The organism is Caulobacter sp. GW821-FHT10C03, assembly GCF_059415485.1.
Genome location: NZ_JBWKNI010000008.1, coordinates 120,182 through 134,957 on the forward strand (window position 1 = coordinate 120,182; position 14,776 = coordinate 134,957).

12 protein-coding genes are annotated in these 14,776 nt (G+C 70.2%); 2 read left to right on the forward strand and 10 right to left on the reverse strand.

The window, feature by feature from the left end; genetic code table 11:
• Positions 1–87: 87 nt before the first annotated feature.
• The 10 genes from AC07NG_RS12920 to AC07NG_RS12965 all read right to left on the reverse strand — a co-directional run bounded on the left by AC07NG_RS12920 (position 88) and on the right by AC07NG_RS12965 (position 13,382).
• Complete coding sequence (locus AC07NG_RS12920) at positions 88–2,391, reverse strand: GH92 family glycosyl hydrolase (RefSeq protein ID WP_494594405.1); 2,304 nt, start codon at positions 2,389–2,391, stop codon at positions 88–90.
• A gap of 22 nt (positions 2,392–2,413) precedes the next feature.
• A complete protein-coding gene (locus AC07NG_RS12925; RefSeq protein ID WP_494594406.1) occupies positions 2,414–3,433 on the reverse strand; it encodes an ABC transporter permease in 1,020 nt (339 codons plus the stop codon).
• Positions 3,430–4,974: a sugar ABC transporter ATP-binding protein gene (locus AC07NG_RS12930; protein ID WP_494594407.1), complete on the reverse strand. Its 1,545-nt coding sequence runs from the start codon at positions 4,972–4,974 to the stop codon at positions 3,430–3,432. Before AC07NG_RS12930 ends, AC07NG_RS12925 begins: the two co-directional genes overlap by 4 nt.
• 6 nt (positions 4,975–4,980) lie before the next feature.
• Entirely contained in the window at positions 4,981–5,961 is a 981-nt protein-coding gene (locus tag AC07NG_RS12935; protein WP_494594408.1) for a sugar ABC transporter substrate-binding protein, read from the reverse strand.
• Positions 5,962–6,318: 357 nt separating this feature from the next.
• Positions 6,319–7,731: an AcvB/VirJ family lysyl-phosphatidylglycerol hydrolase gene (locus tag AC07NG_RS12940; RefSeq protein ID WP_494594409.1), complete on the reverse strand. Its 1,413-nt coding sequence runs from the start codon at positions 7,729–7,731 to the stop codon at positions 6,319–6,321.
• 70 nt (positions 7,732–7,801) lie between these two features.
• Entirely contained in the window at positions 7,802–10,393 is a 2,592-nt protein-coding gene (gene mprF, locus AC07NG_RS12945; RefSeq protein WP_494594410.1) for a bifunctional lysylphosphatidylglycerol flippase/synthetase MprF, read from the reverse strand.
• Positions 10,386–10,988: a DUF1003 domain-containing protein gene (locus AC07NG_RS12950; protein ID WP_492854552.1), complete on the reverse strand. Its 603-nt coding sequence runs from the start codon at positions 10,986–10,988 to the stop codon at positions 10,386–10,388. The genes mprF and AC07NG_RS12950 overlap by 8 nt, the downstream gene beginning before the upstream one ends.
• Positions 10,989–11,081: 93 nt before the next feature.
• Complete coding sequence (locus AC07NG_RS12955) at positions 11,082–12,443, reverse strand: sensor histidine kinase (protein ID WP_494594411.1); 1,362 nt, start codon at positions 12,441–12,443, stop codon at positions 11,082–11,084.
• On the reverse strand, positions 12,440–13,123 hold the full coding sequence (locus AC07NG_RS12960; RefSeq protein ID WP_110117620.1) for a response regulator transcription factor: 684 nt from the start codon (positions 13,121–13,123) through the stop codon (positions 12,440–12,442). The genes AC07NG_RS12955 and AC07NG_RS12960 overlap by 4 nt, the downstream gene beginning before the upstream one ends.
• Positions 13,124–13,172: 49 nt before the next feature.
• On the reverse strand, positions 13,173–13,382 hold the full coding sequence (locus AC07NG_RS12965; RefSeq protein WP_492854549.1) for a hypothetical protein: 210 nt from the start codon (positions 13,380–13,382) through the stop codon (positions 13,173–13,175).
• A gap of 217 nt (positions 13,383–13,599) precedes the next feature.
• Between AC07NG_RS12965 and AC07NG_RS12970 the strand changes: the two genes are divergently transcribed.
• Complete coding sequence (locus AC07NG_RS12970; protein WP_494594412.1) at positions 13,600–13,833, forward strand: hypothetical protein; 234 nt, start codon at positions 13,600–13,602, stop codon at positions 13,831–13,833.
• 124 nt (positions 13,834–13,957) lie between these two features.
• Positions 13,958–14,716, forward strand: coding sequence for a thioesterase domain-containing protein (locus tag AC07NG_RS12975; protein ID WP_492854547.1), 759 nt, complete (start codon positions 13,958–13,960; stop codon positions 14,714–14,716).
• The last annotated feature ends 60 nt before the right edge of the window (positions 14,717–14,776 follow it).

Here is a 14,776-nt window from a genome sequence, read left to right on the forward strand (position 1 = left end):
GGGGGTGACCTGCTGAGTTGGTGACGGTTATGCGTTTGACGCCGCATCACCCCCACCCCAACCCTCCCCCATCAAGCGGGAGGGAGCCTAAAGCCCGTTCGGCGGCGCCGTGAAGGTCGTCGCCCAGGCTGACGGGGCAGGCCCCATCGTCAGCTCCAGCACACCGCCTTTTGCCAGCTCGTCATGAGTGATCCAGGCGCGGTCGATCGGCTTGCCGTTCAGCTTGGCCGCCGTCACGTAGCGGTTGGCTTCCGACGCCGCCGGAGCCGAGACCACGAAGGTCTTGCCGCCTTCCAGCGCGATGGCGCTGCGCGTGAACACCGGCGAGGCGATGTAGTAGTAGGGCTGGCCCGCGTTCGGATAGAGGCCGACGGCGTTCCAGACGTACCAGCTCGACATCGCCCCGGCGTCGTCATTGCCCGGCAGGCCGGTGCGGGTCGCCCGATAGTGCTTGGCCATCAGTTGGCGGGCGATCTCGGCCGTGCGGTCGGGCCGCCCGGCGTGGATATAGAGGTAGGGCGCTAGGATGTCGGGCTCGTTGCCCTGCGAATAGTGGCCGTCGAACAGGTGGTCGAGCCAGGTCTCGAACCCCTTGGCGCCGCCCGTCTTGGCCATCAGCCCGGCCACGTCCTGCGGGACATAGGTCGAGTACTGCAGGGCGTTGCCCTCGTAGAACACCGCGTCCCACCACGGTCCCGAACGGTCGGGATACTCGTAGGTGCAGCTGTAGTTCTCGACCCACTCGCCGTTGGGATAGCGCGGCCGCACGCAGCCCAGCGTATCGTCCCAGATGTTCTTCCAGTTGCCCGAGCGGGCGATGTAGCGCTTGGCGTCGTCGGTCTTGCCCAGGGCCTTGGCCACCACGCCGATGGCGTAGTCGTCATAGGCGTATTCCAGGGTGCGCGAGGCCGAGCGGGTCTGCGTGAAGGGCACGTAGCCGAGCTTCAGGTAGTCCTTCAGCACCCGGCCCTGCAGGAAGGGCTGGTCGCTGTCGACCTCGCCGTTCTTGCGCAGCGCCTCGTAAGCCAGGGGCAGGTCGAAACCGCCCAGCTTCTTGACCACGGCGTCGGCCACCAGGATGTCGCCGTTCGAGCCGCCCTGGGTCATGCCGTTGGCGCCGGCGATGCGCGAGTCCGGCATCCAGCCGGTGTGCTTGTAGGTGTCGATCAGGGAGCGGAGCATGTCGCGCTGGCGCTGCGGCTGGATCACCGTCATCAGCGGATGCAGCGTCCGGAAGGTGTCCCACAGGGTGTAGAAGTCCTCGTAGTGGGGCTCGTCGGACTTCCACCAGACGTTCTCGCCCGACAGGTCGTGCGGCATGGTGTGCGAGCGGTAGAGCGCGGAATAGAAGATCCGCTGCTGCTCGTCGCTGCCGCCCTGCACCTGGATCTTGGCCAGGGCCTGGGCCCACTGGGCCTTGGCCGCCTCGTGATAGCCGTCGAAGCCCCAGCCGGGCATTTCCTCGGCCAGGTTGGCGCGGGCCTGGTCGGCGCTGACGAACGACACGGCCAGCTTCATCTGCACCTGGCGGTCGGTGGTGGTGTCGAAGGTCAGCCAGGCGCCGAGGCGATTGGAGAACTCGCGCTCGGTGTCGTACTCGATCATCAGGCCCTGGCGGTTGGCCGCGCTCTTGACCTGCGAGCCGCCCTCGGCGCGGCCCTTGCCGGGCTTGGCCTCGAACCAGCCCTGGCCGGCCGTCCACGAGCCGAAGGCCTTGGCCGGACGATCGACGATAGCGTGGAAATAGAGGGTGTAGGGCGTTGGGTTCCAGCCGCCCTCGACCGTGACCTCGCCAGCCAGGGTGTGGTCGTCGATCAGCTCCACCTTGGCCAGCCGCACCCGCTGGCCGCGCCCGCGCATGGCGACCACCGAACTGACGTCGAAGATCAGCTGGCTCTGCGCATTGGCCGGATAGGTCAGGCGCTGGAAGCCGACCCGGCGCGAGGCGGTCAGTTCGACCTTGATGCGCTCGGCCTCGCTGTTGCCCAGCCCCACGGCGTAGTAGCCGGGCGAGGCCTGCTCGTCCGATTTGCCGAAATGCAGGTGGTTCAGCTTCAGTGGGCCGACGGTCGGGGTGACCCGGAAGTTGCCGTACTTGCCCGAGCCGCCCGTGCCGCTGACATGGGTGTAGCTGAAGCCGATGATCGGGCTCTTGGAGTCGTAGCCGTTGGTGTCGGCGTTGGTGGTGTCGGGGCTCAGCGACACGAAGCCGAACGGCACGCCGGCGCCCGGCACGGTGTTGCCGCCGGTCACCCCGCCGCCGTCGACCCCGACGAAGGGATCGACCTTGCTTGTAAGATCAGGCGGCCCCGCCTGCGCGAGGGCCGCCAGCGGGGTCGAGATCATGACCGCGCCGAGCAGAAGGGCTCGAAAGGAACGCATCGTCGCCATCCTGGATACCGGCCGAGTCGAGTCAGGCCTTGTGGGTGCGGGCGTAGTGGTCGAAGGCGACGGCCGCGACAATGATCAAGCCGATCACCACCTGCTGGAAGTACGAGGTGACGTGCATGATGACCAGGCCGTTGGACAGGACGCCTATCAGCAAGGCGCCCAGGATGGTTCCGCCGACATTGCCCGAGCCGCCCGACAGGCTGGCGCCGCCGATCACCACCGAGGCGATGACCCGCAGCTCGTAGCCGGTGCCGGCCACGGCCTCGGCCGAGCCCAGGCGCGCCGACAGCAGGAAACCCGACAGGCCGGCCAGGGCGCCGATCACGGCGTAGACGCTGGTGACGACGAAATCGACGTTGACGCCCGATAGCCGCGCGGCCTCGGCGTTGCCGCCCACCGCATAGACCTGGCGGCCGTAGCGGGTGTAGCGCAGCACCACGTGACCGACGGCCGCCACCAGGGCGAAGACCACGATCGGCACCGGCACGAACAGGATCTGGCCCGTGCCCCACCAGCGATAGGCCGCGTCGAAGCCCGAGATCGGGCCGCCGTCGTTGAGCAGCAGCGTCACCCCGCGCCAGACGGTCATGCCGCCCAGGGTGACGATGAAGGCCGGCACGTGCAGCTTGGTCACCACCTTGCCGTGGAGATAGCCGGCGATCAGGCCGACGGCGCTGGAGATCGCCAGGGCGACGAACCAGGCGGCAGGCGAGCCGCCGATCAGGTTGGTGACCACATAGGCCGCGGCGAGCGAGGCGCAGGCCAGCAGCGAGCCCACCGCCACGTCGATGCCGCCGATCAGGATCACATAGGTCATGCCGACCGCGATGATCCCGTAGATCGACACTTCGCTGAGGATGTTCAGCGCGTTGCGCAGGGTCAGGAAGCGCTCGTTGACCGTCCCGAACACGGCGATCAGCAGCAGCAGGAACAGGATCGTCCGGTGCTTGCGCGCGAAGGCCAGCAGGTCGAAGCGGCGGCCGGGCGGCGGCGCGGCGCGCTCGGCGGCCGGGTCCGGGGAGAGGGTGGGGGAGGCGGTCATTGCGGGCGGTGTTCCATTCCTGACGAGACCGGACGGGCGCCGGTCGCCATGTAGGCCATCAGGCCCTCTTCGGTGGCCGTTTCGGCCTCGAGATCGGCGACGACCGCGCCTTCGCGGAAGACGACGATGCGGTCGCTGACGGCCATGACCTCGGCCAGTTCCGAGGAGATGACGACGATCGCCACGCCCTGGGCGGCCAGATCGCACAGCACCTGGTGCACCTCGGCCTTGGCGCCGATGTCGATGCCGCGGGTGGGCTCGTCGACGATCAGCACCCGCGGGGCCAGGGCCATGGAGCGGCCCAGCAGAACCTTCTGCTGGTTGCCGCCCGACAGCTTGCCGATCGCGGTCTCCTGGTCGGCCATCTTGATCCGCAGTTTCTGGCGATAGGTCTCGACGAGATCGCGCTCGGCGCTCTCGTCGATCCACTGGCCCATGCGGCTGAGGCCGCCCAGGCTGGGCAGGCTGAGATTGTGGCGGATCGAGTGGTCGAGGAAGCAGCCCTGCTGCTTGCGGTCCTCGGGCACCAGCATGACGCCGGCCCTGATGGCGTCGCGCGGCGACTTCAGCTTCAGCGGCTTGTCGTCCAGCTTGATCGAGCCCGAAGCAATGGCGTCGGCGCCGAAGATCAGGCGGGCCAGGTCCGTACGGCCCGCGCCGACCAGGCCAGCCAGGCCGACGATCTCGCCGGCGCGCACCTCCAGCCGGATGTCCTTGAGATAGTTCGGCGCGGAGAGGCGGGGACGGCGGGGGCTGACGCCTTCCACCTTCAGCACCACCGGCCCAGGCGGACCTTGCCGGACGCGGCGGGTGAACTCGACATTGCGGCCGACCATCAGCCGGACCATGTCGGCCACCTCGACGTCGGCGACGTCGCCGCTGGCCACCCAGCGTCCGTCGCGCATGACGGTGTAGCGGTCGCACATGGCCTTCACCTCGGCCAGGCGGTGCGAGACGTAGATCACGCTGACGCCGCGCGCCTTCAGGCCGGCGATGATGGCGTGCAAGCGGTCGACCTCGCGACTGCTGAGCGCCGCCGTCGGCTCGTCCATGATGATCAGCCGGGCGTTCAGGGTCATCGCCTTGGCGATCTCGACCATCTGTTGCTCGGCCACCGTCAGGTGACGCACGACTTCGTTCGGATCGAGCGGCAGGCCCAGTTCGTCCAACAGGTCGCGGGCGTCGGCGAGTAACTTGCCCCAGTCGATCAGCCCCAGCCGCTTGGGCTCGCGGCCGAGATACATGTTCTCGGCGACGCTGAGCTCGGGAAAGAGGTTGAACTCCTGATAGATCGTGGCGATGCCCAGTTGCTGGCGACGCAGGGGCGCATCGCGCGGGTCCAGCGCATGACCGTCGAAGGTCACGGTCCCCTCGTCGGCGGCGTGGGCGGCCGACAGGATCTTGATCAGGGTCGACTTGCCCGCGCCGTTCTCGCCCAGCAGGGCATGCACCTCGCCGTTTCCGACGGTCAGCCGCACATGGTCGAGGGCCAGCACGCCGGGGAAGCGCTTGCTGACCTTGCTGACGTCCAGGAGGGTCATGGCGACCTACTTGACCTCGGAGATGCGCGAGGCCTCGGTCAGGTTGGCGCTGGTGATCAGCACCGGGGTCAGGCTGACCGATTTGGGCGCGGCGCCGGTCTTGATCTTGTCGACGGCCTGGCGAAGGGCGGTGCGGATCTGCTGGCCGGGGTTCTGCTCGACCGAGGCGACCATCTCGCCGGTCTTGATGCGGGCCAGGGCCTCGGGGATGGCGTCGAAGCCCAGCACCTTGATCTTGGCCGGGCCGAAGCCCGCGGCGCGCACGGCCTCCAGCGCGCCCATGGCCATGTCGTCGTTCAGGCACAGGATCACGTCGGGCGGGCCGTCGTGCATCGAGGTCAGCACGTTCTGGGTGACGGTCAGGGCCTGGTCGCGCTTGGAGTTGGCGGTCTGCTCGGTGACGATCTTGAACGCCGCGCCGCCGGCCGCCAGGCCCTCGTGCACGCCCTTGACCCGTTCGATCGAGCTGGAGCTGCCGGGGTCGTTGGTGATCACCACCACACGCGCGCCGGCCGGATAGGTCTTGACCACCCAGTCGGCCATGGCGCGGCCGCCGGCCACGTTGTCGGCGCCCACATGGGGCACGGGCGGCGTCGCGCCGGCGATGTTGCGATCAACCGTGATCACCGCCACGCCCTGCTTGGCCAGTTCGTCGGCGGCGGTCGCCAGCGCCTTGGAGTCGGTCGGAGCGACGATCACCACCTTGGCGCCCTGCACGGCGGCGGCCTCGAGGTCGGCGATCTGCTTGGAGGAATTGTTCTGGGCGTCCATGACCTGGACCTTCACGCCCAGCTTGGTCGCCTCGTCTTCCAGTTCGCGGCGCATGGCCACGAAGAAGGGCTGGGAAAGGTCGTTGAAGCTGACCACCACCTCGGCGTCCTGGCCGCCGCGCGAGCAGGCCCCCAGCAATCCGCCGGCCGCCGCCGTCAGCCCGAGTCCGGCTGCCAGACCAAGGAGGCGCCGACGCGTCGTCTGGGGGCGGATCATGGCGTTTCTCTACTCGCTAATGGACTTGATTATCGGATGCTGAGCATCGCTTTCGTTGGCTGACACAAAAGTGGAAGGCATATTCCATGTCAAGGTCATCTGGGAAAGTGTGTTTCATTTTCGTGCGCGGCGGTGTAGTGGGTGACCGCTGTCGTCGAGGTAGGGCGGCGCCACCGAGTCTGGAGGCTGGCCGACGTCGCACCGAAGATTCCGCAACGCCAGGCGCGCGGGCGAGCATGCCTGATCTGGCGTGAAATGGAACGGCCGAGATCGGCCGGTTCATGACGATCTGGGAACAACTGAACGGCGTCTCTTCCCTCTGAGACGCCGTTCCTTTTTCGTCCTGACCAAAGTCGCCTAGAGGCCGGCCGCCTGGCTGAGGGCGCGGCCCACGGCGTCGTAGTCGCCGTTGAAGTGATGGTCGCCGGGCAGGCCGATCTTGCGCACTGGCGCGGGGAAGGTCGGACAGGCGTCGCCGTGCTCCTCGGAGCCATAGACGCAGACGATCTTCAGATCCTTCAGCGAGGCCAGGACCGGCGCGATCGGGTAGCTGTCCTTGGCGCCGACATCGAGCCAGTCGCCGGGGTGGAACTCCAGCTCGCCCGTGGAATCGGTTCCCAGCAGGGCGACGATGCGGACCTGGCCGCGCAGGTCGGCCGGCAGGTGCTGGACGATGATCGGCAGGGCGTCGGCGCCGAAGGAATAGCCGGCGAGGATCACCTGCTTCTTGCCCCAGGCGGCCTGGTAGTGGCGGATCACGGCGGCGAGGTCGTCGGCCGCGGCCTGCGGCGTGCGCCGGCTCCAGAAATAGCGCAGGGAGTCGTAGCCGACGACCGGCACGCCCGCTTTCACGAAGCCTTCGGCCAGGCCCCGGTCGATGCCCGCCCAGCCGCCGTCGCCGGAATAGAACACCGCCAGCGTGTCGCCGTTCGAGGCCGTCGGCACCTCGACCAGGGGCAGGCCGGCCAGTCGGGCGGCGGAGGCTTGTGGCGCTGCGACGGCGACGGGAGCGATCGCGGCCAGGGCCTGGGGCAGGTCCGGCTCGACACGGCCTTGCGGCAGTGTGGCCGCGAAGGCGCGGGCTGGCGCTGCGTCCTGGCCGACGATGACGAACGGCGTGCTGAGCTTCGGGTTCGGCGCATAGGCGAAACCGCCTTGCGGCGCCGCCGTGTGGACCAGGCCGCCGTCGCCGGCGACCAGGGGGCGGGCGGTCGCGAGATCGGCGCGGAAGTCGAGGCCTGCGCCGCCCTGGAAGATGCCGACGGGCGACTGAGCCAGCGTCCCATAGGCCAGCGCTGCGCCCGCGCCTTGTCCGATCAGGATCGGCCGATGATAGCCCGAAAACTTCAGGGCCTTCTGCGCGGCCTGGGCCAGTTCGGAGAAGTCGCCGGCCGGATAGAGCCCGTGGCTGCCGGCGGCTTGCTCGGCGGCGGGCAGGAAACGGCGCAGGTCGACGCCGACCACGGTGGCGTCCTGCATCGTCAGACGACGGGCAAGGTCGGTGAGCTCGGGCGTCCATCCCGCCTTGTCGGAGATCAGAACCACGAACCGGCCAGGCTCGGCGACCCGCCGATAGATCGTCACCGCCCCGAAGGAGCCGAAGTGGAAGGGCGTCTCGGTCAGCGGACCCATCGGGACGGGCGGGGACGGGGGCGCGGCGACCGTCCCCGCGTCGGCGGTGGCGGCGAGGCGGCCGTGCAGGGCGACGAAGCCGCCACCGCCCAGGACCAGGGCGGCGCCGGCGCCCAGCAGGATCTTGCGGATGGACATGGGGAGGCTCCCTCGACGTGACTGCGAGGCTGTTGTCCCAGGCCCGGCTGTCGCCCCGCTGCCGCCGACCTTACGGATTTGTGAGGGCGGGTGGTTCGCGGCCGATCAGGCGGGTGGCGTCGATCAGGGCGGGAGCCAGGCCCGACGGCGGGGCGGCCAGGTAGCGCGGCGTCCAGACCGGATCGAACTTGCTCTTGAACGCCCGTAGCCCCTCGAAGCCGTAATAGGCGCCGCCCCGGCGGGCGATCTGGCGGCCGACCTTGTGCCAGAAGGGCGCGAGGCGATGATCGACCAGGCCCGACAGCGGAGCCATGCCGAGGTTGAACCAGGCGAAACCCTGGGCCTTGGCCCACAGGATCAGCTCGACGAACAGGAAGTCCATGACGCCGCGCGGCGTATCGGCCACGTGGCGCATCAGGTCGATGGAGGCTTCGACCTCTCCGCCGGTCCAGATGTTGGCGAAGGCGACGATCTCATCCCCCCGCCGAGCCAGCGCGATCGGATCGTGGCGCAGCACCGCGGGGTCGAAGCGGCCCAGCGAGAAGCCTTTCTCGCGTCCGCCATGGTCGAGCAGCCAGGCGTCCGACACCGTCCGCAGGCGCGCCAACAGGTCGTCGGCGATCGGCGGCTGGACGACCTCGAAGCTCAGGCCCTCGCGCTGGCCGCGCGCGTGGCTCTGGCGCAGGTTGCGGCGAGCCCCGCCGGCCAGCTCGAAGTCGGCCAGGGGCACGCGGGCCTCTTCGCCCAGCTTGATGGCCGAGAGGCCAAGGTCGAGATAGTCGGTGATGCGCTCGCCGCTGGCGTGATAGGCGACCGGTCGCGCGTCCTGGCGATCGGCCAGTTCCCGGAACTTCCAGAGCAGGGCCTTGCCGGCCTCGCGGTCGCCCACGGGATCGCCGAGCATGATCAGGCTCGCGGCCTCGGCGCCGTACATCAGGAAGGCCGAGCCGTCCTCGGCGGCGAGGATCGCCTTGTCGCCGGTCAGGGCCAGGCGGGCGGTCGTGTCGGGCGAGGCCGCGACCAGCGGGCGGATCGCCTCCAGCGCCTCGCGCGGCGCCGGGCGGGCTTCGGCGTGGGGCAGGCGGGCCAGCCGCCAGATGCCGCCGGCGAAGATCAGCGCCCCCAGGAAGGCGATGCTGCGCATGAAGCGGGCGTGGTCGGCGTGATAGCCGAAATGGGTCAGCAGCCGGGTCTCGAACGGCGCGCGCTCGTAGATCCAGGCCCCCAGGGCGATGGAGCCGACAAACACCGCCAGCACGCCGGTCGCCAGCCACGGCGCCAGGGCGTCGCGTTCGATCGCGCCACGCCGGGTGAACAGGCGTCCGGAGGCGAAGAGGGCCGCGGCCAGGGCGAGCGCCACGCAGGCCGGCGCGAAGTCCAGGCCGCGCAGCAGGGCGGTGGAGGCCGCGAGCAGGGCCACGGGCATGGCCGCGAGCCTTGCGGTCTGCAGCCGTCGGAACAGGCCCAGCGACAGCACCATCAGCGCCAGGCCGCTGGCCAGCGAGATCAGGTGGCTGGTCTCGACCACGATCAGCGGCACGACCGACTTCAGCAGGCCCAGGCGGTCGGTGGGGATGCGGCCGACGGCGATCAGCACCAGCGCTCCGCCCAGCAGGAAGGAGACGGCGGCGATGGCGGTGGGACCCGTCGCCCGCCAGGCGCGACGGACGGCCAGACCCGCCCCGCGCGCGCCGGACTCCAGGTTCAGCAGCAGCCCCGCGGCGAGCAACAGCGGCCCGATGTAGTAGAACAGGCGATAGCCGACGAAGGCGGTGGTCAGGGCCGCGCGGTCGAGGTTGGGCAGCAGGGCCAGCATCGCGCCCTCGAACACGCCGACGCCGCCGGGCAGGCCAGAGAACAGGCCCGCCGCGGTCGAGACCGCGTAAGCGCTGGCGAAGGCGGGGAAGGGCGGCGCGGCGTCGCCGACTAGCAGCCAGACCAGGGCCGAGGTCGCGATGTTGTCCGCCACGCCGATGACCAGCTGGGCCAGGCCCCAGGTCAGCGGCGGCAAGGTGAAGGCGCGGCCGAAGATCCGCAGCGGACCACGCTGGGTCGCGCAGGCGACGAGATAGGCGATGGGAAAGCTCAGCAGCAGAACGCCGACCGCGTGCGCCAGACCCGGATGCAGGTGCAGCGCCGCGAAGGTCGCCGCCGGCGCGATCAGCAGACTGACCCCCGCCAGGCTGGAGAGGCCAAGGGCGAAGGAGACGGCGCAATAGAGCGTCGTGCGCGCCACCTTGCCGACATCGGCGCCGTGCCGGCCATAGAGCCGGGCGCGCACCGCCCCCGCCACGATCGGGGTCAGGCCGATGCTGTTGGCGAAGGCGTAGGCGATGAACGAGCCGGGCACACCCACGCGCAATGGCACCTTGGCGCCCGCCCAGCGCAGGCCCAGCTGCTCGTTGGCCGCCAGAAGGCTGTAGCTGAGCGCGACCAGCCCGCCGGCCATGGCCAGTCGGGCAATGCCCCAGTCGTGCATCTCGCGACCGATCTCGGCCGGCGACAGGTGATGAAGCTCACGCCAGAGCACGAAGGCCGCCGTCGCCAGCAGGGCGATCGGCAGCAGTCGCGAAAGGATCGTCTTCAGAGTGTCCACGCCCATGACGGGCAGGGGAGCGGCTTTCGTCTCCGGGGTAAAGCCGGTTCGCGCGACGTCAGACACCGGCGACCTCCGCGACGATCTCTTCGGCGGCGGTTTCAGCCCGGCGGGCGGCTTCGGCAGTCTGCTGGCCGAGCACGATCAGGTGGGCGGTCATGTCGGCCAGTTCGCGCGTGCGCAGGGCGTCGAGCTTTTCGTGCAGGGCCATGATCTCGAGCTCGGACTTCAGATTGACCTCGTAGTCGTGCTCGGCGGCGGCGCGGTCCTTCGAGGCCTGGCGGTTCTGGCTCATCATGATGATCGGCGCTTGTACGGCCGCGATCATCGACAGGATCAGGTTGAGGAAGATGAAGGGGTAGGGGTCGAACGGGCGCAGGCCCAGGCGCGGCAGGACGCCCGCGTTCAGTCCGGCCCACAGAACCAGGAAGAAGGCGAAGCTGATGATGAAGCCCCAGGAGCCGCCGATCTCGGCCACGCGGTCGGCCAGACGCTGACCGAACGACATGGCTTCGTCCGTCTCGTCGGCGATGTTGCGGGCGATGGCGGCGCGGCGGACGATCTGCAGGATCACCCGGCGTTCCTCGGACTCCAGCTCGCGAAAGCCGTGGCCCAGCAGGCGACGGGCTTCGGCGTCGAGTTTCTGGATGGCGTCGCGCATGGCCTTGGCCCCTCTGCTGTCGTTGACGACGAGGGGCTTGATCGCGCCGGCGTCTCACCGGGACTTGGCGCGAACCTGGATTTTCTGTGAGGTTCAGCCGATCGCGGCGGCGGGCAGGTCGAGCACCACGCGCAGGCCGGGACGATTGTCGCCCAGGGTAAGGCGGCCGCCATGCAGCTTGGCGCAGGCCGCGGCGATGGCCAGGCCCAGGCCCGAGCCCGGCGTTGCGCGGGTTTCGTCCAGCCGCACGAACCGTTCCAGCACCCGGCCGCGCTGGGCCGCTGGCACGCCGGGTCCGGTGTCGGCGACAACGAGGCGGGGGCCGCCGTCCTCTCCGGTTTCCAGCGACAGGGCGACGCGGGCGCCGTCGCCGGCGTAGCGGGCGGTGTTGTGCAGCAGGTTGCCCAGGGCCTGGCGCAGGATCAGTTCGTGGCCGACGAACGGGACCGGGGCGTCCGGGGCGGTCACGACCAGGGCCTGGCCGGCGTCCTCGATCACCGGCTCGAAGAGGTCGCCGATGTCGCGCACCAGCTCGGCCAGGTCGAGCGGCGCCATCAGGTCACGCGACAGGCCCGACTCCGCCCGGGCGATGTCGAGCAGGGCGCTGAAGGTGGCCAGCACCTGATCGCACTCAGCTTCGGCCTCGGCGATCAGCGCCAGGCGGTCGACCTGGGCGAGGTCTTCGTCCAGGGCGCGATTGAGCGCCCCTCGCAGACGGGTCAGCGGCGAGCGCAGGTCGTGCGACAGGCTGTCGGTGACCGTGCGCATGCCGGTCATCAGCTCCTCGATCCGCGTCAGCATGGCGTTGATGGCGACCGCCAGGTCGTCGAAGACGTCGCCCGCCCCGGCGACCGGCGCGCGGGCGGCGAGATCCCCGCCGGCGATGTCCTCGGCCGCGCGGGCGATGCCTTCGGCGCGTCGCATCAGCAGGCGGCCCAGGAACAGGGCCGCGCCGGCGACGATCACCAGGCTGACTAGCAAGGTCGCGCCGACGGCGGTGACGATCGCCCAGTGGAAGGCGCGGCGGTCGGCGAGGTTTTCGTAGATCACCAGCGTGCCGCCCACCGACATCGGCTGGACGAGGATCTCGTAGTCGGCGCCGCCGATCTCGCGGACGCTGTAGCCCGGCGCCGGCAACTGCTCGGCGGTCAACAGGCTGGCGCCGCCGACCCGCCGTCCGTCGTTGTCGAAGGCGGCGTAGTCGAAGGCCCCGCCCTCGCTGCGCGTGCGGCGGTCCAGGGCGCGGGCCATGGCCGCCAGGCCATCCTCGTGGGCGAAGGCGACGAAGTAGTCCCGCGCCGTCTCGGCGACCAGATGCTGGCGACGCTCGATCAGCCGCTCGCCGGCGAAGCCGACGATGAAGAGGCCGATCGCCAGGGCCAGGGCGACGGCGCCGGCCACCACCAGGGCCAGGGTCGCGGGCCGGGCGCCCCGCACGGGGCGGGGGCGGCTCAAGGCGCTTCCGACAGGCGATAGCCCGAGCCGCGCACGGTGTGCAGTAGGGGCTTGTCGAAGCCCTCGTCGATCTTCTTGCGCAGGCGGCTGATGTGGGTGTCGATCAGGCTGGTGTGCGGGTCGAAGCGATAGTCCCACACCTCCTCCAGCAGCATGGTGCGGGTCACCACCCGGTCGCGGTGGCGCAGGAAGTATTCAAGCAGCTTCAGCTCGCGCGGCAGCAGTTCCAGCGTCCGGCCGGCCCGGGTCACGCGCCGCGACAGCAGGTCGAGCGTCAAGTCGCCGCAGGCCAGGCTGGTCTCGACCGGCTTGGCGCCGCCGCGGCGCATCAGGTTCTCCAGCCGCGCGGCCAGCTCGGCGAAACCGAAGGGCTTGGTCAGGTAGTCGTCGGCGCCGGCGCGCAGGCCGGTGACCCGCTCGTCCAGGTGGGCCAGGGCGCTGAGGATCAGGATCGGGGTCTGCACGCCGGCCGCGCGCACGGCCTTGGTCACCGACAGTCCGTCCATGCCCGGCAGCATCCGGTCCATGACCACGGCGTCGAAGTCGGAACTGCTGGCCATGTAGAGGCCGTCGCGGCCGTCGGCGACGTGCTCGGCGGTGAAGCCCGCCTCGCGCAGGCCCTTGAGGATGTATTCGGCGGTGTCGGCGTCGTCCTCGACCACCAGGATCCGTCGGCTCATCGATACTCCTTGGGCGACAGGTCAGAGTGCCTCGCGTCGTCGCGAGGAGCTAGCCCTTGGCGACGCAGGCGGCGACGAAGGCCTGGCGCGCGCCGTGGCGAACCTTCTGGGCGGCCCAGACCTTCTCGCAGGCGGCGCGCTTGGCGATCTCGGTGCGGGAGGGCGGCGTTTTGCGCGGGAGGGCGGAGGCCAGGGCCGGCGTCGAGGCGCACAGGCTGACGATGAGCAGTGTGGCGATCGGCAGTGGGCGAGGGGGCATGGCTGGGCGTTCCTGGGCCGCGCCCGTGAGCGTCGGCGCGAGATCATAAAGCCTTACCGCCCTTGCGGGTTTACGGCGCCCGTCTCGCAGATTTGTAAGGTTCGGGGGCGGTTCCTGGCGCCGTTGTAAGGTTGGTGAGCGCAACGCGTCAGGGCGCGGCTTCAGGGTGATCTCCATCGGCGCTTCCCGCCGCAAGACAGCCCTAGGAGAGATCATCGTGACCATCCGCGCCATCCTCGCCGCCGCCGTCCTCTCGACCGCCGGCCTGGCCGTCGCCGCCTCGGCCAGCGCCGCGGTCGCCCCGGCCTCGGCCCCGGCGACCGCCAAGCCGGCCAAGACCGTGACCAAGGTCGCCACCCCCGCCAAGGCCGCGAAGACCACCAAGCCGGCCGTGCACAAGACCGCCGCCAAGAAGAAGGCTCACGCCATGCGCCACGCCAAGCCGGCCTGATCGCCGCGCCCCCTCCGTTCCAGACACTAAAACCCGAACTTCAAAGACCCCTCCCCAAGAGGCCGCGGCGCTCCGTCCCCCCAGCGTCGCGGCCTTTCCCTGTTCCAGCCTCGGAGCAAGCCGAATGTCCCTTCCCGTCGTCGCCATGGCCGCAGCCGCCGCGCTCTCGGCGTCCGTTCCCGCCGAGACGGCGAGCTATCCGTATGCCGACCTCGGCGCTGTTCACGTCTTCGCGCCCGCCGGAGCGCCGCGGGGCGTGGCAGTGGTGCTGTCGGGCGACGGTGGCTGGAAGCCCTGGGAGGCCAGCGGCCGGATGGTCGAGGCCCTGGCCCAGCGCGGCGTTCTCGCGCTCGGCCTCGACGTCAATCCGACCATGGCGCGCATGGCCAAGGGCAAGGCGCCCTATGATCTCGCCGGCGAGATGAAGGCCGTCGCGGCCGACGGGGCGCGCCGCTATCACGCCGAGGGCCCCATCTATTTCGGCGGCTATTCGGCCGGGGCGACCCTGGCCTACGCGGCCGCCGCCCAGGCGCGGCCCGGCGATGTGGCCGGCCTGGTCACCGCCGGCTTCTGCCCGGACCAAAACACGGTCAATCCCGTCGGCGACGCCGAGGGGCATACCATGGGCTTCCGGATGAAATACGTGCCCGGCTGGGTCTACCGCCCCGTCGATCTCAAGGTCGGCTGGGGGCTGGTCGAGGGCGGCAAGGAGCACGGCTGCGCCGGCGGCGCGGTCGAGGCGTTCGTGGCCCAGACGCCCTCGGCGCGGCTGTTCGTCGCCAATGGCGTGCGCCATTCCTTCATGCCGCCGGCGGCGTGGAAGGGCGAACTCGACAGGGCGCTGGACCTAGCGCTGGGCGGCTCCGTCGGAGCCGCCCTATAGCGCGGTCGAGAGGGTCGGGAGGAAATGCCGCGCCGCTCCCGAAGGAGGCGGCGCGACACC

What these genes read in the sequence shown, in the direction of transcription:
- AC07NG_RS12940 (WP_494594409.1), bottom strand. Translation starts at nt 7,731, where the DNA reads ATGTCCATCCGCAAGATCCTGCTGGGCGCCGGCGCCGCCCTGGTCCTG.
- AC07NG_RS12950 (WP_492854552.1), bottom strand. Translation starts at nt 10,988, where the DNA reads ATGCGCGACGCCATCCAGAAACTCGACGCCGAAGCCCGTCGCCTGCTG.
- AC07NG_RS12960 (WP_110117620.1), bottom strand. Translation starts at nt 13,123, where the DNA reads ATGAGCCGACGGATCCTGGTGGTCGAGGACGACGCCGACACCGCCGAA.
- AC07NG_RS12930 (WP_494594407.1), bottom strand. Translation starts at nt 4,974, where the DNA reads ATGACCCTCCTGGACGTCAGCAAGGTCAGCAAGCGCTTCCCCGGCGTG.
- AC07NG_RS12965 (WP_492854549.1), bottom strand. Translation starts at nt 13,382, where the DNA reads ATGCCCCCTCGCCCACTGCCGATCGCCACACTGCTCATCGTCAGCCTG.
- AC07NG_RS12920 (WP_494594405.1), bottom strand. Translation starts at nt 2,391, where the DNA reads ATGGCGACGATGCGTTCCTTTCGAGCCCTTCTGCTCGGCGCGGTCATG.
- AC07NG_RS12925 (WP_494594406.1), bottom strand. Translation starts at nt 3,433, where the DNA reads ATGACCGCCTCCCCCACCCTCTCCCCGGACCCGGCCGCCGAGCGCGCC.
- AC07NG_RS12975 (WP_492854547.1), top strand. Translation starts at nt 13,958, where the DNA reads ATGTCCCTTCCCGTCGTCGCCATGGCCGCAGCCGCCGCGCTCTCGGCG.
- AC07NG_RS12935 (WP_494594408.1), bottom strand. Translation starts at nt 5,961, where the DNA reads ATGATCCGCCCCCAGACGACGCGTCGGCGCCTCCTTGGTCTGGCAGCC.